This is a genomic window from Paenibacillus sp. FSL E2-0178 (assembly GCF_038593005.1).
Classification (GTDB): domain Bacteria; phylum Bacillota; class Bacilli; order Paenibacillales; family Paenibacillaceae; genus Paenibacillus_AQ; species Paenibacillus_AQ phytohabitans.
In genome coordinates this window covers 3,399,585-3,424,854 of record NZ_CP151953.1, presented here as the reverse complement: position 1 = coordinate 3,424,854, position 25,270 = coordinate 3,399,585, and the positions used below count along the sequence as shown (strand labels likewise).

At 53.0% G+C, this 25,270-nt stretch carries 26 protein-coding genes and 1 other annotated feature; of the genes, 23 read left to right on the top strand and 3 right to left on the bottom strand.

Features of this window, described 5'->3' with window-relative positions; genetic code table 11:
• Nucleotides 1-127 precede the first annotated feature (127 nt).
• From MHI42_RS15025 to MHI42_RS14990, 8 genes are all read left to right on the top strand, one after another.
• Nucleotides 128-307, top strand: a complete 180-nt coding sequence (locus MHI42_RS15025; RefSeq protein WP_042134045.1) for a hypothetical protein — start codon at nucleotides 128-130, stop codon at nucleotides 305-307.
• Between the two features lie 12 nt (nucleotides 308-319).
• The gene (locus tag MHI42_RS15020; protein ID WP_171720496.1) at nucleotides 320-505 is read left to right on the top strand and encodes an H-type small acid-soluble spore protein; all 186 of its coding nucleotides are present in this window, start codon (nucleotides 320-322) and stop codon (nucleotides 503-505) included.
• Nucleotides 506-890: 385 nt separating this feature from the next.
• A complete protein-coding gene (locus MHI42_RS15015) occupies nucleotides 891-1,910 on the top strand; it encodes a multidrug resistance efflux transporter family protein (RefSeq protein WP_342424313.1) in 1,020 nt (339 codons plus the stop codon).
• A gap of 249 nt (nucleotides 1,911-2,159) precedes the next feature.
• Nucleotides 2,160-2,639, top strand: coding sequence for a tRNA (adenosine(37)-N6)-threonylcarbamoyltransferase complex ATPase subunit type 1 TsaE (gene tsaE / locus MHI42_RS15010; RefSeq protein WP_342424749.1), 480 nt, complete (start codon nucleotides 2,160-2,162; stop codon nucleotides 2,637-2,639).
• Nucleotides 2,636-3,469: a tRNA (adenosine(37)-N6)-threonylcarbamoyltransferase complex dimerization subunit type 1 TsaB gene (tsaB, locus tag MHI42_RS15005; RefSeq protein WP_342424312.1), complete on the top strand. Its 834-nt coding sequence runs from the start codon at nucleotides 2,636-2,638 to the stop codon at nucleotides 3,467-3,469. Before tsaE ends, tsaB begins: the two co-directional genes overlap by 4 nt.
• On the top strand, nucleotides 3,466-3,990 hold the full coding sequence (gene rimI, locus MHI42_RS15000) for a ribosomal protein S18-alanine N-acetyltransferase (RefSeq protein WP_342424311.1): 525 nt from the start codon (nucleotides 3,466-3,468) through the stop codon (nucleotides 3,988-3,990). The genes tsaB and rimI overlap by 4 nt, the downstream gene beginning before the upstream one ends.
• The gene (gene tsaD, locus MHI42_RS14995; RefSeq protein ID WP_342424310.1) at nucleotides 3,987-5,036 is read left to right on the top strand and encodes a tRNA (adenosine(37)-N6)-threonylcarbamoyltransferase complex transferase subunit TsaD; all 1,050 of its coding nucleotides are present in this window, start codon (nucleotides 3,987-3,989) and stop codon (nucleotides 5,034-5,036) included. Before rimI ends, tsaD begins: the two co-directional genes overlap by 4 nt.
• Nucleotides 5,037-5,431: 395 nt before the next feature.
• Nucleotides 5,432-5,731 (top strand) — a binding site (T-box leader).
• A gap of 81 nt (nucleotides 5,732-5,812) precedes the next feature.
• Nucleotides 5,813-7,381 (top strand): 2-isopropylmalate synthase, encoded by a 1,569-nt coding sequence (locus tag MHI42_RS14990; protein ID WP_342424309.1) that lies wholly within the window; start codon nucleotides 5,813-5,815, stop codon nucleotides 7,379-7,381.
• A 79-nt stretch (nucleotides 7,382-7,460) separates the two neighbouring features.
• Here MHI42_RS14990 and MHI42_RS14985 read toward each other — a convergent pair whose 3' ends face one another.
• Together MHI42_RS14985 and MHI42_RS14980 are read right to left on the bottom strand one after the other, a co-directional pair.
• On the bottom strand, nucleotides 7,461-7,598 hold the full coding sequence (locus tag MHI42_RS14985; RefSeq protein ID WP_342424308.1) for a hypothetical protein: 138 nt from the start codon (nucleotides 7,596-7,598) through the stop codon (nucleotides 7,461-7,463).
• Between the two features lie 644 nt (nucleotides 7,599-8,242).
• The gene (locus MHI42_RS14980) at nucleotides 8,243-10,198 is read right to left on the bottom strand and encodes an ABC-F family ATP-binding cassette domain-containing protein (RefSeq protein ID WP_342424307.1); all 1,956 of its coding nucleotides are present in this window, start codon (nucleotides 10,196-10,198) and stop codon (nucleotides 8,243-8,245) included.
• Nucleotides 10,199-10,507: 309 nt separating this feature from the next.
• Here MHI42_RS14980 and MHI42_RS14975 point away from each other — a divergent pair, with 309 nt between their 5' ends.
• From MHI42_RS14975 to tatC, 5 genes are all read left to right on the top strand, one after another.
• On the top strand, nucleotides 10,508-11,167 hold the full coding sequence (locus tag MHI42_RS14975; protein ID WP_342424306.1) for a 5-formyltetrahydrofolate cyclo-ligase: 660 nt from the start codon (nucleotides 10,508-10,510) through the stop codon (nucleotides 11,165-11,167).
• Nucleotides 11,158-11,634, top strand: a complete 477-nt coding sequence (gene moaC / locus MHI42_RS14970) for a cyclic pyranopterin monophosphate synthase MoaC (protein WP_342424305.1) — start codon at nucleotides 11,158-11,160, stop codon at nucleotides 11,632-11,634. The genes MHI42_RS14975 and moaC overlap by 10 nt, the downstream gene beginning before the upstream one ends.
• A gap of 90 nt (nucleotides 11,635-11,724) precedes the next feature.
• Nucleotides 11,725-12,210 carry a MogA/MoaB family molybdenum cofactor biosynthesis protein gene (locus MHI42_RS14965; RefSeq protein WP_039302112.1) on the top strand — a complete coding sequence of 162 codons (486 nt, stop codon included), beginning with the start codon at nucleotides 11,725-11,727 and terminating at the stop codon, nucleotides 12,208-12,210.
• A 128-nt stretch (nucleotides 12,211-12,338) separates the two neighbouring features.
• The gene (tatA, locus tag MHI42_RS14960) at nucleotides 12,339-12,581 is read left to right on the top strand and encodes a twin-arginine translocase TatA/TatE family subunit (RefSeq protein WP_171717504.1); all 243 of its coding nucleotides are present in this window, start codon (nucleotides 12,339-12,341) and stop codon (nucleotides 12,579-12,581) included.
• Between the two features lie 322 nt (nucleotides 12,582-12,903).
• Complete coding sequence (tatC, locus tag MHI42_RS14955) at nucleotides 12,904-13,674, top strand: twin-arginine translocase subunit TatC (RefSeq protein ID WP_342424304.1); 771 nt, start codon at nucleotides 12,904-12,906, stop codon at nucleotides 13,672-13,674.
• On the opposite strand, the gene MHI42_RS14950 is transcribed toward tatC, so the two are convergent.
• Complete coding sequence (locus tag MHI42_RS14950) at nucleotides 13,655-14,902, bottom strand: MFS transporter (RefSeq protein WP_342424303.1); 1,248 nt, start codon at nucleotides 14,900-14,902, stop codon at nucleotides 13,655-13,657. The two genes, tatC and MHI42_RS14950, sit on opposite strands and share 20 nt — an antisense overlap.
• Nucleotides 14,903-15,047: 145 nt before the next feature.
• Between MHI42_RS14950 and MHI42_RS14945 the strand changes: the two genes are divergently transcribed.
• The 10 genes from MHI42_RS14945 (at nucleotide 15,048) to hutH (ending at nucleotide 25,115) form a co-directional block, all read left to right on the top strand.
• Nucleotides 15,048-15,938 carry a LysR family transcriptional regulator gene (locus MHI42_RS14945; RefSeq protein WP_342424302.1) on the top strand — a complete coding sequence of 297 codons (891 nt, stop codon included), beginning with the start codon at nucleotides 15,048-15,050 and terminating at the stop codon, nucleotides 15,936-15,938.
• A gap of 323 nt (nucleotides 15,939-16,261) precedes the next feature.
• Complete coding sequence (groES, locus tag MHI42_RS14940) at nucleotides 16,262-16,543, top strand: co-chaperone GroES (protein WP_039302104.1); 282 nt, start codon at nucleotides 16,262-16,264, stop codon at nucleotides 16,541-16,543.
• A 139-nt stretch (nucleotides 16,544-16,682) separates the two neighbouring features.
• A complete protein-coding gene (gene groL / locus MHI42_RS14935; protein WP_039302101.1) occupies nucleotides 16,683-18,311 on the top strand; it encodes a chaperonin GroEL in 1,629 nt (542 codons plus the stop codon).
• Between the two features lie 256 nt (nucleotides 18,312-18,567).
• Nucleotides 18,568-20,517, top strand: coding sequence for a zincin-like metallopeptidase toxin domain-containing protein (locus MHI42_RS14930; protein ID WP_342424301.1), 1,950 nt, complete (start codon nucleotides 18,568-18,570; stop codon nucleotides 20,515-20,517).
• A gap of 13 nt (nucleotides 20,518-20,530) precedes the next feature.
• On the top strand, nucleotides 20,531-20,863 hold the full coding sequence (locus MHI42_RS14925) for a hypothetical protein (protein ID WP_342424300.1): 333 nt from the start codon (nucleotides 20,531-20,533) through the stop codon (nucleotides 20,861-20,863).
• Between the two features lie 425 nt (nucleotides 20,864-21,288).
• Nucleotides 21,289-21,543 (top strand): hypothetical protein, encoded by a 255-nt coding sequence (locus MHI42_RS14920; RefSeq protein WP_039302090.1) that lies wholly within the window; start codon nucleotides 21,289-21,291, stop codon nucleotides 21,541-21,543.
• Nucleotides 21,540-21,716, top strand: coding sequence for a hypothetical protein (locus tag MHI42_RS14915; protein WP_156118540.1), 177 nt, complete (start codon nucleotides 21,540-21,542; stop codon nucleotides 21,714-21,716). The genes MHI42_RS14920 and MHI42_RS14915 overlap by 4 nt, the downstream gene beginning before the upstream one ends.
• Nucleotides 21,703-22,077 (top strand): hypothetical protein, encoded by a 375-nt coding sequence (locus MHI42_RS14910; RefSeq protein ID WP_171717499.1) that lies wholly within the window; start codon nucleotides 21,703-21,705, stop codon nucleotides 22,075-22,077. Before MHI42_RS14915 ends, MHI42_RS14910 begins: the two co-directional genes overlap by 14 nt.
• 174 nt (nucleotides 22,078-22,251) lie before the next feature.
• Nucleotides 22,252-23,229, top strand: coding sequence for a peptide-methionine (S)-S-oxide reductase MsrA (gene msrA, locus MHI42_RS14905; RefSeq protein ID WP_342424299.1), 978 nt, complete (start codon nucleotides 22,252-22,254; stop codon nucleotides 23,227-23,229).
• Nucleotides 23,230-23,570: 341 nt separating this feature from the next.
• Nucleotides 23,571-25,115, top strand: a complete 1,545-nt coding sequence (gene hutH / locus MHI42_RS14900; protein WP_342424297.1) for a histidine ammonia-lyase — start codon at nucleotides 23,571-23,573, stop codon at nucleotides 25,113-25,115.
• Nucleotides 25,116-25,270: the final 155 nt, after the last annotated feature.

Genomic DNA, 25,270 nt, shown 5'->3' with positions numbered 1-25,270 from the left:
TTTTTCTAGCCGGATGCATTATTTGCGATTCATGGGAAAAAATAAAGCCGTTCAGCATACGCATTGCACAGTGAATGAGACATTCATTGCTGGTCATTGCTGGATAGTCATGCTAAGGGAGGCCGTTATGGAAAAAGAGCGGAACAACTGGAGCGACGTCCTGTCCGAGCAGGATATCCCGGCAGAGGCTGTCGATTGGGAGAGCATTATTGCGGAGCCCGGGGAAGAGGAGCTGTACGGCGAAGCCGGACTGCTGGATGCTGATGCAACCATCGGCGAACTTTCTGCAGAAGATGAGGATGAATAGGGAGGCGACAAAATGGATGTGAAACGTGCGGGGGATATTTACGCCTCCAAGGATAGAATTGCTGTCCATCTCGATGGTGAACCGGTATGGATTGAGCATGTGGATGCCGATAACGGCATGGCCACTGTACAAGTAGGCTCCCGGCCGGATAATACACGGACCGTTGGTGTAGACCGGCTGGAGGAGCAGGAAAGTTAGATCGGTTGATGCCTACCTAGGCAGAGGCCTGATGAGGTAGAGTGAGTAAGGACGGATAGGAACGAATAAGAACGGATTAGGCAGATAATAAGAGTATATAAAACCGGTTGAGGAGGTATCCGATCAGCCGGTTTTTTTGTAGTTTAGAAATTATGTGATGAGCAAGTTGCTACGGCGCGGGTAACCGAGCCAAATGTATGCGAAAAACCGAGTACAATGTGCTGGAGGGGGCTGGTTGGTGAACATAAAGGGGGATGTCTCTTTAAATCCGCCAGAAATTGGCCAGAGCGTCATCCGGCAAAAAGATCATATTAGAGCTGACACAAAGGTTGACGGCGGACGCCATAACCCCCTATATTTGGGGGAAGAATTTTGACGAAAAGAGATGATAGGCGTGCGTCCCATTTTGCTTGGTGTATGTTCGGCGCTGTTTTTTGCGGTAACGTTTGTGCTTAACCGTAGGATGGAGCTTGCGGGAGGAAGCTGGGCCTGGAGCGCCTCGCTGCGTTATTTCTTTACCCTGCCGTTTCTGCTGGCCCTTGTGGCCGGAAGAGGGCGGCTGAGGCCGCTGCTGGCTGCGATGAGAGAACGTCCGGGGGCCTGGCTGTTATGGGGGACGGTCGGCTTCGGCCTGTTCTATGCGCCTATTTGCTTCGCGGCTGCATATGCACCCGGCTGGTTGACGGCGGGGACCTGGCAGATCACGATTATCTCGGGCTCGCTGCTCGCTCCATTCTTCGGACAATGGGTAAGCGGGCCTTCCGGTTCTGTATACATAAGAGGTAAAATCCCGCTCCGCGGGCTGCTCCTGTCCCTGATCATTCTGGCCGGAGTAGCGCTGCTGCAAGTGGAACATGCGCGCCAGCTGACTCCATCCCAGCTGCTGCTGGGCATTATTCCGGTACTTATTGCTTCATTCGCCTATCCGCTGGGCAACCGCAAGACGATGGAGCTCTGCGGAGACCGGCTGGATGTGTTCCAGCGGATTCTAGGGATGACGCTGGCCAGCCTGCCCTTCTGGCTGGCAGTCGCAGTATATGGCCTGGCAGATGCGGGCCTGCCGTCGTCCTCGCAAGCGGGCCAGTCCGTGATCGTTGCCCTATCTTCGGGGATAGTGGCTACCGTACTCTTCTTCCGGGCTACGGATATGGTCCGGGGCAGCATGAGCGGCCTGGCGGCAGTTGAGGCGACCCAGTCCCTGGAGGTGCTGTTTGCCCTGCTGGGTGAGATGCTGATTCTGGCTTCCCCGCTGCCGTCTCTCCTGTCATGGGCCGGGATTGCGGTCATTATTGCCGGCATGGCGCTGCACAGTCTGTTCTCCCGGCATCCGGGAGAAGCGGCTTCCGGGACAGAGAAGCGGTGCGGAGGAGCAGAAGTACCTGCAGCCGGAGGGAAGATTACATAATGAGAATCTGTGCAGCGGGCTCTGTACACGGGCTCCATGTACAGATAACAGCGGCCTGTTGCGGTGCAAGTATCATACCGATATAATTAAAAGTATTGTTAACCGTTAAGGGATATCAAGTAGAAACGGCTACGCCGTCCTTTAAGGACGGTATCCGTTTCAGCGAGAAATAGAAGGATAAAGTATAACGTAAAACATATACTTTCTTATATTTTCTAAAAGGTGGTAGTTGCAGTTTTGGACAATAATATTGAAACGGTGTTTACTTACCGTTCCTCCAGCCTTCAGGACACTGAGGCGCTTGCAGCCGCCATCGCAGCCGTGTCGGAGCCGGGGATGGTGATCGGCCTGGACGGGGATCTGGGCGCAGGCAAAACCGCGTTCTCGCAGTGCTACGCCCGCCACTTAGGTGTGGAGGGGATTGTGAACAGCCCTACTTTTACAATTATCAAAGAGTATGAGGGCCGTCTGCCGCTGTATCATATGGATGTATACCGGATTTCCCTCCAGGAAGCGGATGAGCTGGGGCTGGAAGAGTATTTCTACGGCCAGGGAGTAAGCCTGGTGGAGTGGAGCAGTATCATTACGGACCTGATGCCGCCGCGGCATTTGCATATAGAGCTGAAGTCTTCCGGCCCGGAGAAGCGGGAGATTACGGTAACCGGAATCGGGGAGCCTTACGGCGGAGTGTGCCGGGCGCTGATCCAGAAGTGGGGTAAAGAAACATGACGAATCTGAATAATGAGCCGCGCAAGCGGTTTTTGGCGCTGGATACATCAACGGCTGTGCTGGGGGTGGCAGTTACCGGGAACGGGGAGCTGCTGCATGAGATTAATGCTTCCGGGGAACGGAATCACTCGGTACATCTGCTGCCGATTATTGAGCAGGCGCTGCAGGCCTCGGCTACGGCGGCAGACATGATCGGCGGAATTGCAGTCGGTGTCGGTCCGGGATCGTATACCGGGACAAGGATTGCTGTAACTGCAGCCAAAACGCTGGCCTGGGCCTGGAACGTGCCGGTCACCGGGGTGTCCAGTCTGCATGCGCTGGCGTGGGGCGGATATCATGCCGCGGCTCTCCAGCAGGAAGCCGGACAGGCTGATGTGACGTCCGCGAACGGGACAACGGGTCCGGACTGGATCATCCCGCTGATCGACGCGCGCCGTGGACAAGCCTACACTGCGCTTTTTGCAGCGGACGGGGACAACCCTCCGCAGCGGCTGGCGCCTGATGCCATCCGTCTGATGGCAGACTGGGTGCAGGAGCTCGGAGAGCGGCTGAAGGACGCTGCAGCGGAAGGTATGCTGCCGGGCACCCTATGGTTCACCGGGGACACGGCACTGCATGGAAGTGCAGAATCGCTGGCCCCGCTAGCCGGAGCAGGCATTGTTCAGGCACTGCCTTACGAACTCGAAGGCCGCTGGACCGGATTCTTGGCCGAAGCGGGCAGCTATGAGGAAAGCGCAGATATTCACGTGTTGATTCCCAATTATACGCAGCTTACCGAAGCGGAGGCTAATCTCCGACGGAGCAGTGAAGGGAGCCTGAATAAAGGATGACGGTATCGGAACCAGGAAAAGATCAGGGGACTGAGCTTGTTTTTCGCCTGATGCGGCTTGAGGATATCCCGGAGATTCTTGTGATTGAACGCGAAGCCTTCACAATGCCGTGGACGGAGGAAGCGTTCCGCAACGAGCTGAGCCATAATCATTTTGCTAAGTATATGGTAATGGAGCTTTCCGGGCATATCATCGGCTACGCCGGGATGTGGGCGATTGTCGATGAGGCGCATGTGACGAATATTGCGCTGCTGGAGGCCTACCGGGGACGTAAATGGGGAGACCGGCTGCTGGACGAGCTGATGAAGACGGCGGCGTATCTCGGGATGAAATCCATAACACTTGAAGTGCGGGTCTCGAACGAGGTGGCCCAGAATTTATACCGCAAAAAAGGCTTCCGTCCTGCCGGCACCCGCAAGGGTTATTATTCGGACAACCGCGAGGATGCGCTCATCATGTGGGCGGATCTGCCGGAGTACGGGGAGCAAGGGTTGACGGAAGGAAGCGTGGACTTGAAATGAAGACAGGAACGGGCGCACTTAAGCCTGTATATATACTTGCCATTGAAACGAGCTGTGACGAAACTTCAGTAGCTGTAGTCAAAGACGGCTGTGAAGTGTTATCCAATATTATCTCCAGCCAGATTGAGACCCACCGGGCATTCGGCGGCGTGGTGCCTGAAGTGGCCTCCCGCAAGCATGTAGAGGTGATCACGCTGGTTATTGAGGAAGCCATGAACGCGGCGGCAATCTCGCCGCAGGACCTGACGGCAGTAGCGGTCACCCAGGGCCCGGGGCTTGTCGGTGCGCTGCTGGTCGGTGTCGTGGCGGCCAAAAGCCTGGCGCTGGCCTGGGGCAAGCCGCTTATCGGCACCCACCATATTGCCGGCCATATCTATGCCAACCGGCTGGTCAAGGAACTGCAGTATCCCAATATGACGCTGGTGGTATCCGGCGGTCATACGGAGCTGGTCCTGATGGAACGGGAAGGTGAGTTCAAGATCATCGGGCGCACCCGGGACGATGCTGTCGGCGAAGCTTACGACAAAGTGGCCCGGGCGCTGGGCTTTCCTTATCCGGGCGGTCCCCATGTGGACCGGCTGGCGCGGGAAGCAGAAGAAGCCTTCCCGCTGCCGCGTGTATGGCTGGAGCCGGGTTCGTATGACTTCAGCCTCAGCGGCCTGAAGTCTGCGGTGCTCAACGCGGTGAATCAGAGCAAGATGAAGGGGTTGGAGCCGGATGTGGCCGGAATCGCCCGCGGCTTCCAGGAATCGGTTGTTGAGGTACTGGTCGAGAAGGCTGTGCGTGCCGTACGTGAGTTCAGCGCAGGGCAGCTTTTGCTCTGCGGAGGGGTGGCTGCGAACAAGGGCCTCCGTGAAGCGCTGACCTTGAGATGCGCTGCAGAAGGGATCGAACTGATCATCCCGCCGCCGGTATATTGCACGGATAACGCAGCGATGATCGGGGCTGCTGCCTATGTGAAATGGAAGCATGAAGGCGGGATTCCGCTGGATATGGTCGCCGATCCCGGATTTTCGCTGGAGAAATGGTCTGTATCTGCCTATTGACTTCTTTTGGAGAAGCCGGGTATAATCAGTTCAATTCATGAATCTTATATTTGAACAAACGCGATGATTGGAAGCAGTAAGGAAACTCCGGGATAAGAGAGCTGCGGGCGGGTGCGACGCAGTCGAAGGAGACCTGAACTCGTCCGGGAGCGGAGCGGTGGAAGCAGGGAACTCCTTGAACAGGGAGTGCTGGCCGGTGCAGAATGTAGACCGGGCCCTTTCGTACACCGTTACGGTTGACCTCCGTAAGAGGGTTGTTGAGTGGATACCGCAGGCGCAGCAGAAGAGTTGCTGATCCGGGTATCAACAAGAGTGGTACCGCGAGGGTGAACAACCTGTCGTCTCTTGAATGAGACGGCAGGTTTTTTTGTGCGCTGGTATAGGCACTCATAGAATTACACGCAATGAACGGGAGCAGTAGACGGCCAAGGTGAACAGAGAGCTGCGGGTGGTGCGACGCAGTCACCGGAGGCCGGCGAATCTCGCCCGTGAGCGGAACGGCGGAAAGAGCTTCAAGTACGCCGTTACGGATGTCCCCGTTACCGGACTGTTCGTATCCCCCAGGCTACCCTTACGGGAGCAGGGAGATATGAAGCGGAGCTGGACGCAGCTTGGGCTGCCTGAATGGAATGAGGTTCAGGAGCCTATGCGTCAAAAAGAGTGGTACCGCGGAGGGGTGACCCGCCGTCTCTTTAATTAGAGACGGCGGTTTTTTGTGTTGTTTGAAGTTGATCTGGCAGGCTGGCTGTATGAACCCAATTTGAGGAGGATGAACAATGATTATTCCGGTAAAGAAACGAATTCAGATTTTTGATACGACTCTGCGTGACGGAGAGCAGGCCCCGGGGGCTAGCCTTACCCCGGAGCAGAAGATCATTCTGGCCGGCAAGCTGGCCGAACTGGGCGTGGATGTCATGGAGCCGGGCTTCCCCGTATCCAGTCCGGGTGACTTTGCAGCGGTAGAGACCATCTCCCGCAAGATTCAGGGCGTAGAGATCTGCGGCTTCGCCCGCGCGGTCAAAGGGGATATCGATGCTGCTGTGCGGGCAACGCGGGATGCGGAGCGGCGGCGGATTCATCTGTTCATCTCCTCCTCTGACATTCACCTGCGCCATCAGCTGCGTAAGAGCAGACCTGAGGTAGTTGCCGCCGCACGCGAAATGACAGCCTATGCCCGCCAGTTCAGCGATGTGGTGGAATTCACCGCAATGGACGCTGCACGGACGGGAATCGATGATCTGATTGAGATGGTCGAGGCGGTGATTGAAGAAGGTGCAACCATTATTAATCTGCCCGACACGGTAGGTTATGCGCTGCCGCAGGAATACGGGGAGATGTTCCGGCGTGTGCGGCTCGGTGCGCGGGGCGGCGACAAGGTCATCTATAGCGCCCATTGTCATAACGACCTGGGGCTGGCCGTGGCGAACAGCCTGGCGGCGATTGCCGGCGGTGCCACACAAATTGAGGTCACTGTCAACGGAGTGGGCGAGCGGACCGGCAATTGTGCGCTGGAGGAGCTGGTTATGGCGCTGGAAACACGGGGTGATGCTATCGGTGCTGAGACGGGCATCCGGCTTGAGAAGCTGTACGATACCTCGCGTATGATCAGCGGGGCGATGCATTTCCCGATCGCCTTCAACAAGCCGGTCGTCGGCCGGAATGCGTTCCAGCATGAATCCGGCATCCACCAGGACGGCTTGCTCAAGGACCGCAGCACGTATGAGATTATGGACCCGGAGCGGCTGGGCATCCCGCGCAGCATGATCATCCTCGGCAAGCATTCCGGCAGGCATGCGCTGAAGGACCGCGCGGCGAAGTACGGGATTGCCCTGGATTCAGCGGAGCTGGACGCGCTCTATGAATCCTTCAAGGAAACCGCTGACCGCCAGAAGGCCGTCAGCGATGATGAGCTGCTGCGGATGGTCAGCAGCACCACCGGGCAGCAGGCGCAGGTCTATGCGCTCGGCGAGGTGCAGGTCCTGGCAGGCAGCGCGCCGCGCCGCGTAGCCGCCGTATCGGTGCGCCACCTGCAGAGCGGCGCAGAAACCACGCACACCAGCACCGGAGACGGTCCGCTGGAAGCGATCATTGCCGCCATCGGGCAAGGGATCGCTGAGGATATCCGCTTCGACGGTCTGGAGCTGCACTCCCTGGGCAGCGGCGGGGATGCTCAGGCTGAGGCTGCCGTTATGGTGGAATGGAAGGACGCCAAATTCCGCGGCACGGCCATCCATCACGATATCGTGATGGCAGCGGGAATCGCTTATATCGCCGCCTGCAATGCAGCGCTGCTGTCAGAATCGGCTGCGGATTCTCCGGAAACGGAAGCTGCGGTGAACGGCTAAGCATTACCCGGAATGCAGCATTAGACACTTCACGGACGCGTCTTGCCGATGTCACTCAGACACGGCGGGGCGCGTTTTTTTAGCGGATAACTCCGAAGAAGCGATGCAAGAAGCTGGCACGGCGCTGGCTGGCGCCGGCGGCCGGAAACAGTTGGATTTTCTCCACTTGCTTATGAACTGAGGAGCTCTTGCCGGGAAACAGTTGGATAATCAGCACTTAATAGGCTGTAAATATCCAGACTTGAGGGAATGCATGAATTTAAATGACGTTTATCCACTTAATGATCTCAAACGCTCCAAAACAGCCAAATTAAGATACGTTAATCCACCTAAATTATTATGCAGAGTGGAGGCCCATCAACGCCCTTTCATGCACCTGAAGGGGAAGTGTAGTCGCGGCAACGTCCGCCAGAATTTTTTTCTGCAGGAAAGTGTACTTCGGAAGCATCGGCAGTCTCCGGATTTTCACCAATAACAGAAAGAGGAACAACGGTCCTGCTTTTATCCCTTAATCAACAAATTTTGATCCATTGCGGGTTTTGTCAAGCTGTGGACAACGTTATCCACATATTCCGCACGAGTTGTGTAAAAACCGTGTAAAATCAGCAATAACGCCTTTTTTTCGAAGGCCATAAACAGAAGGTTATGCCTTGAATCATTTTTGTGAAAACTGTGGATAATGTGGATAATTCGGTGGATAAAAAGTCCTTGACAAGGAAAATAGCGATTTTACGCATAAAAAAAGCCCCGGAGGGCTATTTTTCAACAGGAGTTATGCACGAAAACTGTGGATGGCGCTGTGGATAACTATTTATGAACAAATCGGAAACAGTTGAATTTTATTTTTTTACTGCCTTTACATTATTCGTCAGCCAGTTTCTCCCATTCGCTAAATAAATCTGCCAGCTGCTGTTTCTTGTCCTTCAGATCACTTTCATGCTCCTGAAGCGCCAGGTAATCCTGATAAACCTCAGGTTTGGTCATTTCATGCTCAATCCCGGAGATGGCTTCCTCCAGCCTGGCGATATTCTCCTCAAGGTCAGAGATCCTCCGCTGGCGGTTGCGCTCCTCACGCTTGGCCTGTTTGTCTGCTTCATAAGAGAGCGAGGTCCCTTTCTCGGCAACAGCAGCCTCGCTGTCCGCATTCCGGGAGGACTTGGCGGCGGCAAGCTCCGCTTCCTCCTCGGCAATGGCTTCAAGTTCACTTTTTTTCTCGACATAGTCGTCATAGTTACCGAGATATTGATCAATACCGCCAGGATGCAGCTCGAGCACCCGCTCAGCCATTTTGTTCAGGAAATAACGGTCATGGGAAATGAACAGCAATGTGCCTTCAAAATCAATCAGTGCCGCTTCCAGCACCTCACGGCTGACCAGATCCAGATGGTTGGTAGGCTCATCGAGAATCAGCATGTTGGCTCCGCGCAGCATCAGCTTGGATAGCGCTACCCGTGCTTTCTCGCCGCCGCTGAGTGCCGCCACCTTCTTCAGGACATCCTCGCCGCTGAACAGGAAATTGCCGAGAATGGTGCGGATCCGTGCTTCCTCCAGCATGGGGTACTCGCTCCACAGCTCTTCCAGAACGGTGTTGCGCGGATTCAGCCTCGTCTGCTCCTGATCATAGTAAGCGATCTTCACCTTGGTTCCCCAGTTGACCGTTCCGGCGGATGGTTCACGGGTGCCGGTCATGCACTGCAGGAGCGTGGACTTGCCGATACCGTTCGGACCGATCAGCGCCGCTGTCTCGCCGCGTCTAAGCTCAAAGGAAGCATTGCGGAACAGCGGGGCAGCCCCTTCGTTAAAAGCTACTGCAACCTCGCGGACCTGCAGCACTTCCTTGCCGGACATGAAGTCAGGCTCGAAGGAGAAGCTGGCCTTCTTCAGATCGCCCAGCGGCCGGTCGATGCGCTCCATTTTGTCGAGTGCCTTGCGCCGGCTCTGTGCCCGCTTGGTGGTGGAAGCCCGCACAATATTGCGTTGTACGAAATCCTCCATCCGCGAAATCTCGTCCTGCTGCTTCTCATATTGCTTCATGCGGATCTCATATTCCGCTGCCTTAAGCTCCATATAGCGGCTGTAATTACCTGTGTATCTGCGGGACTGGTGCCGCTCAATTTCCACTATGGTCGTGACCAGACGGTCGAGGAAATACCGGTCATGGGAGACCACAAGGATACCGCCGGGATATCCGCGCAGATAATCCTCCAGCCAGGTGAGCGTCTCGATGTCCAGATGGTTGGTCGGCTCATCAAGCATAAGCAGATCAGGAGCCTGCAGCAGAATGCGCGCCAGTGCCAGGCGTGTCTTCTGACCGCCGCTGAGCGTAGCGATCGGGGTCTCGGGTGCAAATTCCCCGAAGCCCATACCATGCAGGACGCTGCGAATCCGCGTGTTCATCTCGTAGCCGCCATGATCCTTGAACCAGTCTGAACGTCTGGCGTAGCGCTCGAGCAGATCCTCATAACGCTTCGGATCTTCCGCGAGCGCCGGATCAGCGATATCCGTTTCCAGCTGCCGCAGCTCCGCCTCCGCCTCAAGCAGCGGCGCAAAAACAGCGAGCATCTCTTCCTGAATAGTTTTATCGGATTGCAGGCCGCTGTTCTGGGCCAGATACCCTATTGTGGTTTCTTTGGATTTATGAATTTGTCCGCTGTCATACGACATCTCGCCTGCGAGAATCTGCAGGAAGGTGGACTTGCCGGCCCCGTTGACGCCTACCAGACCGACTCTTTCCTTCTCATTGACCATCAGGCTGATGCCGTCCAGCACGCTTTGTATTCCATATGATTTCGAAATTCCTGTCGCTTGAAGAAGCATTCTGATGAAACCTCCGCCCTTGCATATTCGCCTTGGCTCATTACGCCCGGCTTGTAATAATCTTATTCTTTAGTTTACATGAAAAAGGTTTGCCGCGCGAGGGGGCTGCATCATTCCTGAGGGCCCTGACGGCGGCAGATCAGCTGTCCGGGCTCCCGGCATTTCACGGCGGGGCGGTCAAAGACAGTGCGCAGAACATTCCTCTAACAATGTAAATGCCGTAGCCTTGGCGAACCGGGGAGAAGAGTGGTAAACTGAGCTTACAAACTATGATAAGCTAGGAACATGTTGAAGAGGAGGCGGCTGCCTATGCAGGACAGCAGCATGCGGTTTGCTCTCCGGAAGCGTGAGCTGCGGGCCGGGAAGGCCGCTCTCCGGGACGGACTATCCGTGGAACAGAGAGGCCGGTTGTCTGCTCTGGTATGCAGTCATGCCTTGACCTGGTTCTCTCAGGAGCAAGGGGATTCACTGCTTGCCTATGCCCCGTTCCGCTCTGAGCTGGATTGCCGCCCACTGCTGGCTGAGGCTTGGGCCAGAGGACATGAAGTGCTGCTTCCGAGGGTCATCCGGGAGAGCGGAGTCCTGAGCATCCATCCGGTCCGGTCCTGGGAAGAGCTTGCTCCGGGAGCTTACGGTATACCGGAGCCAGTAACAGAAATAGCCGGACCCGGCTTATACGCCGGCAAGAGTGAGAGATCCGGCCTGCCGGATGCCGTATTCGTACCCGGCCTGGCCTTCGACTTGCGCGGCGGACGGCTCGGCTATGGGCAGGGCTACTATGACCGCCTGCGGGCAGCCTGGGAAGCAGAGCTTCCTGAATCTGCCGCCAGGCCCCTGTGGGTGGGACTGGCTTTTAGCCTGCAGCTGGTGCCTGAAGTGCCGCTGGAAGAGCATGATGCCTTAATGGATGTGCTGATTACGGAGAACGGCATTTGGGACTGCCGGAAGGAGAGGAAGACATGGAGTTAACTCATTTCAATGAACAGGGCAGAGCCCGCATGGTGGATGTGAGCGAGAAGGAAGTCACCAGCCGGACAGCGGCGGCGCGAAGCCGGGTGCAGATGGACCCGGAGACGCTTGCCGCCATTAAAGCGGGCAGAATCAGCAAGGGAGATGTGCTCGCCGTAGCCCAGGTTGCGGGAATTATGGCTGCCAAGCAGACCTCCGCCTGGATTCCGATGTGCCATCCGCTGCCACTTACCGGGGTGGATATCAGCTTCTCGGATAACAGCAAAGATGAACTATATATAGAAGCAACCGTCAAGACTACCGGCAAAACCGGAGTGGAGATGGAGGCGCTGACTGCAGTTTCAGCAGCGGCGTTGACCGTATACGACATGTGCAAGGCGCTGCAGAAGAATATGATTATCGGACCTACCCTGCTGGTGTCCAAGAGCGGCGGCAAGAATGGCGATTACGCGCTGGAGGAAGAATAGCTAACAGCATGAGACTTACGCTGAAGGTGCGGGCAGCGGCTGTATCAAGCAGCCGGACTTACATAGTACATAGAGAGGGAGGGACAACCTATGGCGTGGAAAACAGCAATCCTGACGGCCAGCGATAAAGGGGCCAGAGGCGAACGGGAAGACACGAGCGCCCAGGTTATTCGGGAACTGGTGGAAGAAGAGCTTGGAGGCGAGATTGTAGAATACCGGATCGTACCCGATGAGCAGGATGAGATTATTGCTGCATTGATTGAACTGACGGATTATTTCCAGGCGGATCTGGTGCTGACTACCGGAGGAACCGATCTGGCGATCCGCGACGTTACACCGGAGGCTACACGGCGTGTCATTGAACGTGAAGTCCCTGGACTCTCCGAGGCGATGCGCAGCACAGTGATGCAGAAGAACCGGGCGGTGATGCTGTTCCGGGGAATCTGCGGCATCCGCGGCCGGACATTGATTGTCAATCTGCCCGGCAATCCTAAGGGTGTGCATGAGAACCTGGCGGCTATTATGGATCAGCTGCCTGAAGCCTTGCTGATGGTTACCGGACAATACCGCCAATAACAGCTCATGCTCCGGTAACTTCCGCATGATTCGTCACTCTAGACGATGGATGTGTGATATAAGTTATGGTATTATTAATTTATCGTTAACGATATCATGAACGGATAGAGTGATGGGAGGAAACAGTAATGCTAAATGGTATTGGTGCACCCGGAATTATTCTATTGGTTATCTTGGCGCTCCTGCTCTTTGGCCCGAATAAGCTTCCTGAGCTTGGGCGGGCAGTCGGACGTACCTTCCGTGAATTCAAGGACGGGGCGCGGGAGATCATTAATGAACCGGAACCGGCCCGGAAGAGTGAAGCACCTGCTCCTCCGGCTCCGCAGACTGTAGCAGCAGAACTTCCGCAGGACCGCCGTCTGCCGGAATAATTTCCATCCACTTACGCAGGGGCGTCTTTCCCAGGTCTGCTTCAGACTGGGGCGGCGCTCCTTTTTTCTCTAATCTATATAAATTTAATTAAAAATGACAAATAAGATGTGAGTAACGGAAGGGAAATTTGGAACTGTAGGAGCGTAGCAACCGCCTTTGTCACCGTATTTCCACCGCTAGAAGCGGTTTAAATTAAGAAATCTGGGGGCAACAGCGGCCGGAAGTCCAAATGTTCTCTGTAGTTACGGTGGCATCTTCATTGAAATACCTTGAATTTAATTTATATAGCCATTTTATATGTCATTTCGGGTGGTGTCAGTCATGTCTCTGGAAGCGGAAGAAATGTCTTTGGTCGATCATCTGACCGAGCTGCGCAGACGGCTTATCTACGTGCTGATCGTATTTGCAGCCGGACTTGTACTCGGATTGTTCGTTGCCAAACCGATCTATTTGTATCTTATCAGTGCTGACCCTGCCCAGGGATTCGTGCTGCATGCCTTCTCTTTCTGGGACGGGATCGGCATGTACATGAAGATTGCCATGGCCGTGTCACTGGCGTTCTCCGTGCCGTTTATTGTCTTTCAGCTGTGGGCCTTCATCAGCCCGGGCCTCCGGCCTGTTGAACGCAGCGCAGCGCTGCGTTATGTGCCGTATGTGTTCGTTCTGTTTATTCTGGGCGTAGCCTTTGCCTATTACATCGTATTTCCTATGGCCTTGTCCTTTACAATCTCGATTACACGCAGCATGGGACTTGAGGAGACATACGGCATAGCCGAATATTTCAATTTCCTGTTCAGTCTGGTGATCCCGCTGGCCTTGCTCTTCGAGCTGCCGCTGATTGTCATGTTCCTGACCAAGCTGAGAGTGCTCAATCCGCTGCGCCTGCGCCGGATGCGGCGGTATGCTTATTTTGCGCTTGTATTTATTGCTGTGGTGATCACACCGCCCGATTTCATCTCGGATTTTCTGGTGACAATTCCGCTTCTGGTGCTGTATGAATTCAGTGTATTTCTGTCTGCGTTCGTTTACCGGAGGCAGTTGGCGGAGGATGCGCAGCGGGAAGCACGTTATATTAAGGCGGAGGAGTTGTAGCCGGCAGATGGCCTTTGCAGTTCTGAAGTGCAGCACGCATCTGCAGAAGCTTAAACTGCAAGCCGCCGACAACCAGGAACGAGCCCGCCAGAATGGTAAAAAGGACGGCTCCTCCCCACCGGCCCAGCAGAATTCCGCCGATCAGCGGCCCCAGTATTCTCGATAGCTGCGGCCCTAGTCCAAAGACTGCAAAGGCATACCCGAGCCGTTCCACTGGAGCGGTCTCGGAAATTGTCTTGCGGATATGCGGCCCGTGCAGCATCTCACCAAGAGAAAACATCAGCTCTGCGGTCAGAAGGAACAGGAGCGAAGGGGCAAAGCCGTAGCCTAGTGCAACTACAGCAAACAGTAAATAGGAGACGGCAAGCATCCTCTGGGCAGTGAAGCGGGCAGTCGCTTTGGCTATCCACAACTGGAGCAGAATGACGGTGATTCCGTTGAACGTCAGAAGCAGGGCGAGTATAGCTTTATAATTGACGAATCGAGTTTTGAGATGAAAAGGCAATGTGGAATCTACCTGGGCGTATAGAAATCCCAGCGGCAGATAACACAGTGTCAGCAGAAGGATGATCCGCATTTCCCTGCTTTTGAAAGAGGAGAGGCTGCTCTGGGATTTCCTGCTGCCGGTCTTATGGGAAACTTGAGGTAAAGCTGCGGGCAGACGTGTCCAGAGCAGCAGCGAATACATACCCAGGAGCAGGGCGGCTAACCAGAATACGACAGATACATTCCATGTAAACAGCATTAGTCCAAGTGCAGGTCCGAAGGCAGCTCCGACATTCAGGGCCATATGGAGGAGGGCATATACTTCCGCCCGCTGCTCCGGCTTTACAATATCCGAAACCTGGGCGCTGGCGGCAGGTTCGAACAAGGCAGAGCCGATACCATTCACCATCGAGGCCAGAGCAAACAGGGCAACGCTATCCGCCACGGCATATCCAGCCATGGAGATGGTTTGCAGCAGCAGTGAAACAATCATTACCGGTTTGCGGCCGAACCGGTCGCTCAAGGTGCCTCCACCTATTCCGGCGGCCATTCCGCACAGAGGCTGAAGTGTTACAATAAGGATGGGCAGCAGCACGGCATCGTTCATCCGTTCATGAAGGTAGAGCACCAGAAAAGGCCGTATCATGAACATGGTCAATGCGCTGAGCACCGTTCCGGTAAACTGTACCCAGACTGCAGAATCATAACTTTGCAGGAAGCTTTGGAGCGAGCGGTTTTTCATTATTTTTGGGCCCCTTTCCGGTGCAGTTAACACATCTGCAGTATAGCTGCCGTTTCGGGGGACCGTGAAATTAAGGTTTGTAATACCGTAATTAGCATTTGCTAATAGACGCACCGGGCAGAAGCTTGCCGTAGGGAGGTAACCTGTGACCATTCTGCAATTGAAGGTGTTTGCCGCAGCCGCGAAATTCAATAGCTTCACCAAGGCAGCCGATAACCTGGCGTTTACACAATCTGCTGTCTCGCAGATGATTCAGAGTCTGGAAAAGGAACTCGGAGTCTTATTGTTCCACCGCAGCCACCAAGGCATTGCTCTGACACGGGACGGGGAGAATATGCTGCAACATGCCGAGCTTATTCTCCGCACAGAGCAGCTTATGAAAGAGGAGGCGCTGCTGGCGTCAGAACTGCACTCCGGCAATTTGCGGATCGGTGCTACACCGGACATCGCCTGCCGGTTTATTCCGGCGTTGACAGCTTCCTTCAAGCAGTCTTTTCCAAAAGCGGAGCTTGTCCTGTTTGAAGGGGATTCTGAAGAAATTAACAACTGGATAACAAGTGGCATCATCGATGTCGGTGTCACCATGTTCCCGGACCCTCTGCTCTGCACGGTGCCTCTGATCACGGGCGATATGGTTGTGATTCTGCCAGAGAAGCACCCGCTGGGTAAGGAGGGCAGCCTAAGTATCGACCAACTTGGAGAGCGCTGCTTCATTATGCCGGGAGATGAGGATTTACAGAATCTGCTGTTGTCCAGGTATTCCTGCATCAACGTAACGATAGAGGTCAAAGACATCAATACGATTCAGGCTATGGTTCAGGAGGATGTGGGGATCTCCGTTCTGCCAAAGTTTTATATTTCCAGCCGAAGCCCCAAGCTATCTGTCATTCCGCTTATGCCTCCCCTGACACAGGAGATCGTACTTGCAGTAAATAACAATGACAGTGTTTCGGGACTGGCCAGGGAGTTTATTAGGAACAGTCTGGAGGATGTCCGCACCAAAGGCCGTGATGATGCGGCGTCATGGCAAACGTAACAAGAGGGGCATATTTTGCCCCCTGGTGGATAGAATGTAAGAGAGTGTGTGCCGGACAAGCCCTGAAACCATAATTTTCCCCAAAACAAATACGATTTTACGTAAAAGGACTTGAAATCCGTCTTCAAGTTGAGTATCATAAAAATTGTTGTTAGCACTGCAAGCAGTTGAGTGCTAACGCTGTGGAAAATAGGGAATGGGCCGGCGAAACGGCATTTAAGTATGCTGATTCTCAACATTGCCATAAGGACCGCTAAGATTCCCGGCAGTTCAATCTATGTTTTCAAGGTAAACAACATAATTTCAAAGGAGGCTATTTTTTCATGATTAAACCACTAGGTGAACGCGTATTGGTAGAACCAAGCGAGCAAGAGCAAACCACTTCTTTCGGGATCGTGCTTCCGGACTCTTCCAAGGAGAAACCGCAAGAAGGCACAATTATCGCTGTAGGCAGCGGAGCTTTGAAAGACGGAGTACGTGTAGCGCTGGAAGTTAAAGAAGGCGACCGTGTGCTTTTCTCGAAATATGCCGGAACTGAAATCAAATACGAAGGCAAAGAATATCTGATTATGAAAGAAAGCGACATTCACGCGATTCTTGACTAGTCCGTTAGAGCCTTTCATAAGTTAGAACCCGATTACTTATATACACAAAACTTAAGTTTATGCTTTCGAAGCGAGTTTTGTACGAAGTGAAATTAATGAAGCGAATGCTACACAAAACTTTTAGGAGGTTAACAACACAATGGCAAAAGAAATTAAATTCAGTGAAGATGCCCGCCGCGCTATGCTGCGCGGGGTTGATGCTTTGGCAAATGCGGTTAAAGTTACACTCGGACCTAAAGGCCGTAACGTGGTGCTTGAGAAGAAATTCGGCAGCCCGCTGATCACTAATGATGGTGTTACTATCGCCAAAGAAATCGAGCTTGAAGATGCATTCGAGAACATGGGCGCGCAGCTTGTTAAAGAAGTTGCTACCAAGACTAATGATGTAGCCGGTGACGGTACTACAACTGCAACAGTTCTGGCTCAAGCCATGATCCGCGAAGGTCTGAAGAACGTAACTGCAGGCGCTAACCCTATGGTTATGCGTAAAGGTATCGACAAAGCGGTTAAAGCTGCTGTTCTTGAACTGCAGAGAATTTCCAAGCCTATCGAAGATTCCCAGTCTATCGCACAAGTAGCTGCTATCTCTGCTGCTGACGAAGAAGTAGGCCAACTGATTGCTGAAGCTATGGAAAAAGTCGGCAAAGACGGAGTTATCACCGTTGAAGAATCCCGCGGATTCCTGACTGAGCTTGAAGTGGTAGAAGGTATGCAGTTCGACCGCGGTTACATTTCCCCGTACATGATTACAGATACGGACAAAATGGAAGCTGTTCTGGAGAACCCGTACATCCTGATCACTGACAAAAAAATCAGCAGCACTCAGGAAATTCTTCCTTTGCTTGAGAAGATCGTTCAACAGGCGCGTCCGCTGGTTATCATCGCTGAAGATATCGAAGGCGAAGCTCAGGCAATGCTGATCGTGAACAAACTGCGCGGAACCTTCAATGCAGTAGCTGTTAAAGCTCCTGGATTCGGCGACCGCCGCGAAGCTATGCTGCAGGATATCGCTGCTCTGACAGGCGGCCAAGTGATCACTGAGAAGCTTGGACTTGATCTGAAAAGCACTTCCATCGAGCAACTGGGTAACGCACGCCAAGTGCGCGTAACCAAAGAAAACACTACAATCGTAGACGGAAGCGGCGACAAAGCGGATATCAATGCACGTGTAAGCCAAATCCGCTCCCAGCTGGAAGAAACTACTTCCGAGTTCGACAAAGAAAAACTGCAGGAGCGTCTGGCTAAATTGGCTGGCGGCGTAGCCGTTGTCAAAGTCGGTGCTGCTACTGAAACTGAACTTAAAGAGCGCAAGCTCCGCATCGAAGATGCCCTGAACGCAACCCGCGCTGCGGTTGAAGAAGGTATCGTATCCGGTGGGGGTACTGCTCTTGTGAACGTATATGCTGCTGTTGCTGCTGTAGTAGCTGAAGGCGACGAAAGAACCGGCGTTAACCTCGTGCTGCGCGCACTGGAAGAACCTGTTCGCACCATCGCTGCTAACGCAGGCCAGGAAGGTTCCGTTATCGTGGACCGTCTGAAAAAAGAAGCTGTAGGTATCGGCTATAACGCTGCTACCGATGAGTGGGTAAACATGTTCGAAGCGGGTATCGTTGACCCTGCGAAAGTAACCCGTTATGCTCTGCAGAACGCGGCTTCCGTAGCTGCAATGTTCCTGACCACTGAAGCTGTTATCGCTGACAAGCCAGAACCGGAAAAGGGCGGAATGCCTGATATGGGCGGCATGGGCGGTATGGGCGGCATGATGTAAGACAGCTTTGCAACCCTTGCTGAGGCAAGAGGGGAGCTGTTGGGGAGTTCAATTCCCCACATAGGGTAATACAATTAGAGGCTTCTCACGAGTTCAATGAACTTGTGGGAAGCCTTTTTTTAGCTTTGAGAATTCAAAAGTAAGGATAACTAGTGATTAAATGGAAAATAAAACCGATATATAGTTTATTAGTAACTTCTTGTTTTACATAAGCTTTCCAACGATGAAGCAGTGTATAAAGAATTGGAGGGAAGGAATGTCAGCTGGAAAAATGGTGTTTGACGCCGATGAAGCCCGGCGTCTGCAAACGAAAATAAGCCAGGTAAGTGAAGACACGAACCGGTTGTACCTGCAACTGAAAGGCCAGGCCAGCCAATGGGACGGGCTACCCATAGGGACAGGCCGGTTGCAAGCTCAGGTGCTTATCAACGAGCTGACTGTAGAGGCGGAGAAGCTTGAGGATCTCATTCGGATAGCGGTGAAGGGTGTTCAGGACGTGCAGGACGAAAGCAAGCGTCAGGCGGGCCAGCTCAGCCAGCAGTTCGGCATTTTTGGCGGTATGTTCGGAAGTTTTGGAGCAGGGTTCGGGAGCGCGGGAAGGTTGCCAATTCCAGCCTTTGCCCAGAAGATATCAACCAACCTGATTTCTTCGATAGCGATCCTGAGCGGCAAGGATGAACTGAACAGCGATCCAATGGTGCGGAAGCTTCTGGACATGAACAGTCAGTCCGGCCTGGGGACAGTGGACTCCATTGCCGTGCAAAGCAAGCTCAAGGATATCTACGAAGCACGGGACCAGATCGCAAAGGCGCAGACAGCTTTTGGCGTGTACCAGGCATTTGGAAACCAGGCGCAGATGGATAGGGTGCACCAGTTGGCGGAAGAGGCACGGGCGAAGCTGAAATCGTTTGGAGTGGATGAGGTCCAGTACCAGGCGGGGAAGGATCTGAGTGTCTACTTCAAGCAGCCTGCAGTCAAGGCATGTAAGTATGATCCGTCCATTACGTCTGGTAACGTACCTCTAGTACAGAATGAAGCGTATCTACTGCTGCTGCGGATGGGGATGGAAGATGGAGTTCAGGGCAAGTGGGCGAAGGGGCAGCTGGAAGGCATTCATGCTACAATGAAGCAAATGATAGCTACAGGGGTCAATTTAGGCGTACATATGATGACGAACCAAGGTGCAGAAGCTTGGGGAGACGTCGCCCGGTTAACTTCCTCATTTGCGCAATTAGAAAGCTATAACCTGTTTAAAAGCAAAGCGCCGGATGAACAACCGGAAGCGCCAGAGAAGTCGAAAAATGCTTTCTTAAAATCGCTGGACAGTTTCAAAGAGATTGGGACGGGTTTCATGGATACGTTAAGAATCCGTGCGGATAAAGCCACAGATTCCCCCTATGACTTTGTCAACTGGATAACGTTAGGCATTGCAGGCGATCTTCCCGTAGGGATATACAGGCAAGCCAAAGAGCGGGCGGATCATATGTTGGATTCACCGGAGAAGTTTGCGGATTGGTTGACGCTCGGGACAGTAGAAATGGGGAAGGGGGCATTCCACCCCGAAGAAAGCTGGTCCGCAGAGCATTGGCTGAACAGTCTGGGAGTAGTGTCGTTGTTGGTGGGTCCCTTGGAAAAGTCCTTGCTATCTACAGGTGGCGAATTACCGAAACCGATGATTTCAAAAAATGCAGCTGACAATGGGATGGATATATTCAGTAAAGATAAGGGCGGGCAGGGTATTGAGGGGACGGGAAATTTTGATTACAAAGAATGGGCAGACATGCCTGTTAGTGGTCAAGTGAAATTTGCATCAAATGGACAGAGATTGATTAGTATACGTGATTTGAAAATGTTTGCGAAAGAAATGAATGCAAAAAATATCAGAGTGATTATTGATAGTGAAGGTAAAATATTGCCAAGTTTTGCAGACGGAGGATTCAATCCTAAGACTGGTCAAATTGTGCTAAAAAAAGAGCCAACATACTTAAGTGCAAAGCATGAATCATATCATGCACAACAATGGCTCGAACTTGGACAAGAGAAGTATTTGAAACTAACAACTTTAGAAAGAGAAGAGTTTGTGTATAGTCAGATAATGAAGAATAAAGATTTGTACACAAGCGAAGAAATTTTGTTTTCACAAAAGTATATATTTAAATTACGAACTGGTGAGTGGCCACCACCCGGATGGAAAGGTTTTGAATGAGAAGGGGGATACAATGGAAACAAATATAACCTCAAATATGGCATTAAGTATAGCTAAAGATTATATGAGCAAGTATGATCTGTCAGGCGATATTTTAGAAAACTTGGAGCGTACAATAAGATTCTATTCGGAGTTTGATAGTGTCAATGGGTCAGTATGGTTGGTGATAGTAAGTATTGCGCCAAATGACTTTTTTGCAGAAAATGAATACACACTTGTAATTTCTGATAAAGAAGCATCAGTTAAATATATTATCGACCCAAATGGTCATGTTCATAGCCCCCATTTAGAAACTTTGACACATGATGAATTTGATTCACTATGGAATGGTGATAGTGATAATTAAACAACCCCACAATGCGAGCTGACCGCCGTGTTGTGATCTTCTTTGTTTCTGTCACTGTCTCAGCGGTTAATTCGAAGAATACATAGATGAAAATAATGGTTAATAAAAACGAATAAGTGTTGTATTTATGTTAATTATTCGCTTTTTCAAACCTTGCCAGGTCGGGCAAGGTTTTTTTTGTTATGGATACTCACTGAAGAGACAATTTCATTGTTCGGACATCTATCCGCACACCCACCCGCCCCCGCTCTAACAATATACTGCTGCACCCAATCAGAAATGCTTTTGAAAGAGTAGATTACTATGAGGGTGTTGTGATTGGAGCGGTAGTAATGGCTGGTGGCGAAAAAGTGGACAGGGGGTAAGGGCGCATTCATTTCTGATGACAGAATCTAGATTACATTATAGGAACGGGGGGACTACCCATGGATTTCAGTGCATTGACTGGCCTTTTTGTGAATAACAATGGTTCGGTCGTGCTAAATGTCCTGTTATCTACTGCATTAATCTGGAGTATTAAGCAAATTGCGAACAAAGAGAAAGTGATTCAGAATTACCAGAAACGTGATGAAGAGAACGAAAAGCAGTTGAATGAATATAACCGTACGCTCGTCAAGCTGCTAATCGAGAGAGGCACTGCGGAGAAGAAACCTAAAGATGAGGAGGTCGTCAACAAGTGAAGCTCCTCGATATATTCAGAAAACACGAGATGAAGCCCAGCCGGGTCAAGCATGAAATAGATACCTTGGGCGAAATTCAGGAAGCGTATGAATCCAATGATCTGGAGAGACTCATTGATCTGCACCGTACCGGCTTAGGTAGAAGGGGAGATGATCTGCATGGAAATTGTTGACTTGACACTGATCACACTGGAAACGATAGCCTTTATTGCTTTTACTGCTTATGTTATCCGTTACCGCAGGTATTTTATGGGACGAGGCCCCTTGCGGACGTATAATTTGTATCTCCGGAGTGTATGGGTTACCTACGGGGCCGTAGCACTGCTATGTCTCAATCTGTTGTGGGGGCGGCTGAACATCATTCTCGGATATAATACGGACGGCAGCCTATCGGGCATCATGAGGGAGTATGTTCTGATTCTGACCCTCGTAATGCTCGTATTCGCAGGCTGGATGCATAAGGAGCTATGGGATTCCAACCGGCGTGAAGAAAAGACCCGGGCCCGTTCAAACCAATCAAACAGACTCAAATAGGCCTAAATAAGCCCAGAGAGACACTGATTCACATCATAGCTATTCTGGTGCTGGACGAGCTGACCAACGGACGGGATCTCCCGGGGAAGTATGGAGCACTCACAGTGTATTCTGCTCTCGTGAACAAGGGTATTCATATATAATAGGGGAAAAGAGTACAAGGAGGCGGTCTGTTTGACTACTAACAATACACTCCAGGTGGCCACCTTCGCCGGCGGCTGCTTCTGGTGTATGGTCAAGCCGTTCGACGAGCTGCCGGGTATAGTCTCGGTGGTATCCGGTTACACGGGAGGACATACGGAGAATCCTACCTACGAGGCATTAGGAAGAGAAGCTACAGGGCATAGGGAGGCGGTGCAGATCACCTTTGACCCGGAACGTTTCCCTTATGAACGTCTGCTGGACATTTATTGGCAGCTGATTGACCCGACAGACGGAGGCGGGCAATTCATGGACCGGGGGCGTGCTTACGAGGCGGCGATTTTTGTACACAGTGAAGAGCAGCGGCAGAAGGCGGAGCTGTCGAAGGCGGCGCTTCAGGCCAGCAAGCGGTTCAAAGCACCGATTGTGACGGAAATTCTGCCGGCAGCAGCCTTCTATCCGGCGGAAGCGGAGCATCAGCATTATTATAGAACCCATCCGCTGGACTATAAGCTGTACCAGAAGGGTTCAGGCCGTGATGATTTCACGGAGCTGCACTGGAACAGCCGCGAAGACAAGAAGCAGCTGCTGAAGCAGCTGACAGAGCTGCAATATGAGGTCACCCAGAGGAAAGCTATGGAGCCGCCGTATCAGAACGAGTATTGGAGCCACTTCGGGGAAGGGATCTACGCCGATATGATCAGCGGTGATCCGTTATTCAGCTCCACGGACAAATTCGATGCCGGAACCGGCTGGCCCGGATTCACTAAGCCCGTGGAAGAGGGGCTGATCCGCCGAGAAGCGGATTACGGCAGCGGTGAAGTGCGGACGGTGCTGCGCAGCAGGCTGAGCGGGGCTTATCTGGGGGATTTATCCTACGATGGCCCGGAGCCGGCGAAGCTGCATTACCGGGTGAATTCCGCCGCACTGCGTTTTATTCCGAAGAATGAGCTTGCGGAGAAAGGGCTTGGGCGGTATTTAGAGCAGTTTGAGCGGGAGAGCCAAGGTTAACTCCGGATGAAGGGCTGACTTCAGGACGGAATATCATATGTATTAGGGCAGGCTTCCGGATCTGGGGGACTGCCCTAACTTGTTTTTAATGGGAATTATTCATGATTAGCGAGTGTAAGGCATATTATATAACGTCAAGAAAAGAGGAGATCTCCGGTATGGTAGAAGCATCGGCTTCAGTACGGGGGAAGATGTCCGGCAGCGTGGAGCATGAAGCGGTAGGATTTGGATTCAATCATATCTAGGGATTATTAGCCGTAATTTAGCGATTAGTGATATAGAAGCCGGTACCTCTATTAGGGTATGGGCTTTTTCTATTACCCGGGAAGCAGGTGAGGCATATGCCCAACATAGACAATCAAACCGTCATGATCCGCGGCAATACATTAACCATTGAGGAAGTTGTTAAGGTGGCCCGGTATTATCGGATGGTGGACCTGAGCGAGGAGAGTTGCCGCAAGGTGGACCGTACCCGCCAATATGTAGAGAAGCTCCTTCTGGAGAAAAAAGTGGTGTACGGCCTCACGACCGGCTTCGGCAAATTCAGTGATACGTACATCTCGCCGGAGGATACGAAGCAGCTGCAGCTTAATCTGATCCGCAGCCACTGCTGCGGAATTGGCGAGCCGTTCCCGGAGGAGGTTGTGCGCGCAATATTGCTGCTGCGGATAAACGCCTTATCCCTTGGTTATTCCGGCATCCGTCTGGAGGTGATCCGGCTGATGGTGGAGATGCTTAACCGGGGCGTAGTTCCGGTGATTCCGGAAAAAGGCTCCCTGGGCGCAAGCGGTGACCTTGCCCCTTTGTCGCATATGGTACTGGTTCTGATCGGCGAAGGTGAAGCCTATTATCAGAGTATACGGATGCCTGGTGCTCAGGCGCTGGCCAAGGCGGGCCTTACGCCAATTGTCCTTGCGGCCAAGGAGGGGCTGGCCCTGATCAACGGAACACAGGTGATGACCGCTGTCGGCACGCTGGCCTGCCGGGATGCGCTGAATCTGGCCAACTGGGCCGACTGCACGGCCGCGCTCAGCTGTGAGGCGCTGCGGGCGGTCCGGGATGCGTTCGACCCGTCAACGCATGCGGTTCGTCCGCATCAAGGCCAGCGCCAGGCGGCCGATAATATCCGCAATCTGACAGCCGGCAGTAAGCTGATGACTAATCAGGGGGAAGTGCGGGTGCAGGATGCCTATTCGCTGCGCTGCGCGCCGCAGGTCCACGGCGCAAGCCGTGATGCGCTGGCTTACATCGCAGAGAAGCTTGAGATTGAGATCAACTCGGCCACGGACAATCCGCTGATCTTCGCGGATGAAGACAAGGTGATCTCGGGCGGGAACTTCCACGGGCAGCCGGTTGCGCTGCCGATGGATCATCTGTCCATCAGCGCGGCGGAGCTGGCGGACATTGCCGAGCGGCGGATCGAGCGGCTGGTCAATCCGCAGCTGAACGAGGGACTGCCCCCGTTCCTGACGAAGAACGGCGGGCTGCAGTCCGGGTTCATGATCGCCCAGTATGCGGCGGCATCCGTGGTGTCCGAGAATAAATCACTGGCTCATCCGGCCAGTGTGGATTCGATCCCCTCCTCCGGTAATCAGGAGGATCATGTAAGCATGGGCACGATCGGCGCCCGGAAGGCGAAGCAGATCGTCGACAATGCCTATGCGGTATTGGCGATCGAGCTGCTATGCGGGGCGCAGGCAGCCGATTTTCGGGGGCCGCAGCTGCTCGGGACGGGCACGAAATGGCTGTATGACCGCTGCCGGGAAGTGGTCCCGTTCGTAGAAGGGGACCGGGTGCTGTCCGGTGATTTCGCCACCATCGCCGAGTGGATGAAGGAAGCGGATGTGCTGGAGGAGTTGTTCGCGCTGGTTCCGTTTCATTCCTGATCAAGGGCAAGCAGAAACATTCGATTCCGCTAACCGGTTAGTTACTGGAGGACGGGGTCTGGCCGATCAAGCCTTTTGGCGAGTTTTAAACGAAGCAATGGGGCGGTAATGTAACAGTTTGCTCGGAGTTCATGTCTGGAAGCCGGCTGAGAACT

What these genes read in the sequence shown, in the direction of transcription:
- MHI42_RS15015 (WP_342424313.1), top strand. Translation starts at nt 891, where the DNA reads ATGATAGGCGTGCGTCCCATTTTGCTTGGTGTATGTTCGGCGCTGTTT.
- MHI42_RS14925 (WP_342424300.1), top strand. Translation starts at nt 20,531, where the DNA reads ATGGAAACAAATATAACCTCAAATATGGCATTAAGTATAGCTAAAGAT.
- MHI42_RS14910 (WP_171717499.1), top strand. Translation starts at nt 21,703, where the DNA reads ATGGAAATTGTTGACTTGACACTGATCACACTGGAAACGATAGCCTTT.
- MHI42_RS15025 (WP_042134045.1), top strand. Translation starts at nt 128, where the DNA reads ATGGAAAAAGAGCGGAACAACTGGAGCGACGTCCTGTCCGAGCAGGAT.
- hutH (WP_342424297.1), top strand. Translation starts at nt 23,571, where the DNA reads ATGCCCAACATAGACAATCAAACCGTCATGATCCGCGGCAATACATTA.
- MHI42_RS14990 (WP_342424309.1), top strand. Translation starts at nt 5,813, where the DNA reads ATGATTATTCCGGTAAAGAAACGAATTCAGATTTTTGATACGACTCTG.
- MHI42_RS14965 (WP_039302112.1), top strand. Translation starts at nt 11,725, where the DNA reads ATGGCGTGGAAAACAGCAATCCTGACGGCCAGCGATAAAGGGGCCAGA.
- moaC (WP_342424305.1), top strand. Translation starts at nt 11,158, where the DNA reads ATGGAGTTAACTCATTTCAATGAACAGGGCAGAGCCCGCATGGTGGAT.
- tatA (WP_171717504.1), top strand. Translation starts at nt 12,339, where the DNA reads ATGCTAAATGGTATTGGTGCACCCGGAATTATTCTATTGGTTATCTTG.
- tsaB (WP_342424312.1), top strand. Translation starts at nt 2,636, where the DNA reads ATGACGAATCTGAATAATGAGCCGCGCAAGCGGTTTTTGGCGCTGGAT.
- groES (WP_039302104.1), top strand. Translation starts at nt 16,262, where the DNA reads ATGATTAAACCACTAGGTGAACGCGTATTGGTAGAACCAAGCGAGCAA.
- MHI42_RS15020 (WP_171720496.1), top strand. Translation starts at nt 320, where the DNA reads ATGGATGTGAAACGTGCGGGGGATATTTACGCCTCCAAGGATAGAATT.
- tatC (WP_342424304.1), top strand. Translation starts at nt 12,904, where the DNA reads ATGTCTCTGGAAGCGGAAGAAATGTCTTTGGTCGATCATCTGACCGAG.
- MHI42_RS14980 (WP_342424307.1), bottom strand. Translation starts at nt 10,198, where the DNA reads ATGCTTCTTCAAGCGACAGGAATTTCGAAATCATATGGAATACAAAGC.
- tsaD (WP_342424310.1), top strand. Translation starts at nt 3,987, where the DNA reads ATGAAGACAGGAACGGGCGCACTTAAGCCTGTATATATACTTGCCATT.
- MHI42_RS14920 (WP_039302090.1), top strand. Translation starts at nt 21,289, where the DNA reads ATGGATTTCAGTGCATTGACTGGCCTTTTTGTGAATAACAATGGTTCG.
- MHI42_RS14930 (WP_342424301.1), top strand. Translation starts at nt 18,568, where the DNA reads ATGTCAGCTGGAAAAATGGTGTTTGACGCCGATGAAGCCCGGCGTCTG.
- rimI (WP_342424311.1), top strand. Translation starts at nt 3,466, where the DNA reads ATGACGGTATCGGAACCAGGAAAAGATCAGGGGACTGAGCTTGTTTTT.
- MHI42_RS14950 (WP_342424303.1), bottom strand. Translation starts at nt 14,902, where the DNA reads ATGAAAAACCGCTCGCTCCAAAGCTTCCTGCAAAGTTATGATTCTGCA.
- MHI42_RS14975 (WP_342424306.1), top strand. Translation starts at nt 10,508, where the DNA reads ATGCAGGACAGCAGCATGCGGTTTGCTCTCCGGAAGCGTGAGCTGCGG.
- groL (WP_039302101.1), top strand. Translation starts at nt 16,683, where the DNA reads ATGGCAAAAGAAATTAAATTCAGTGAAGATGCCCGCCGCGCTATGCTG.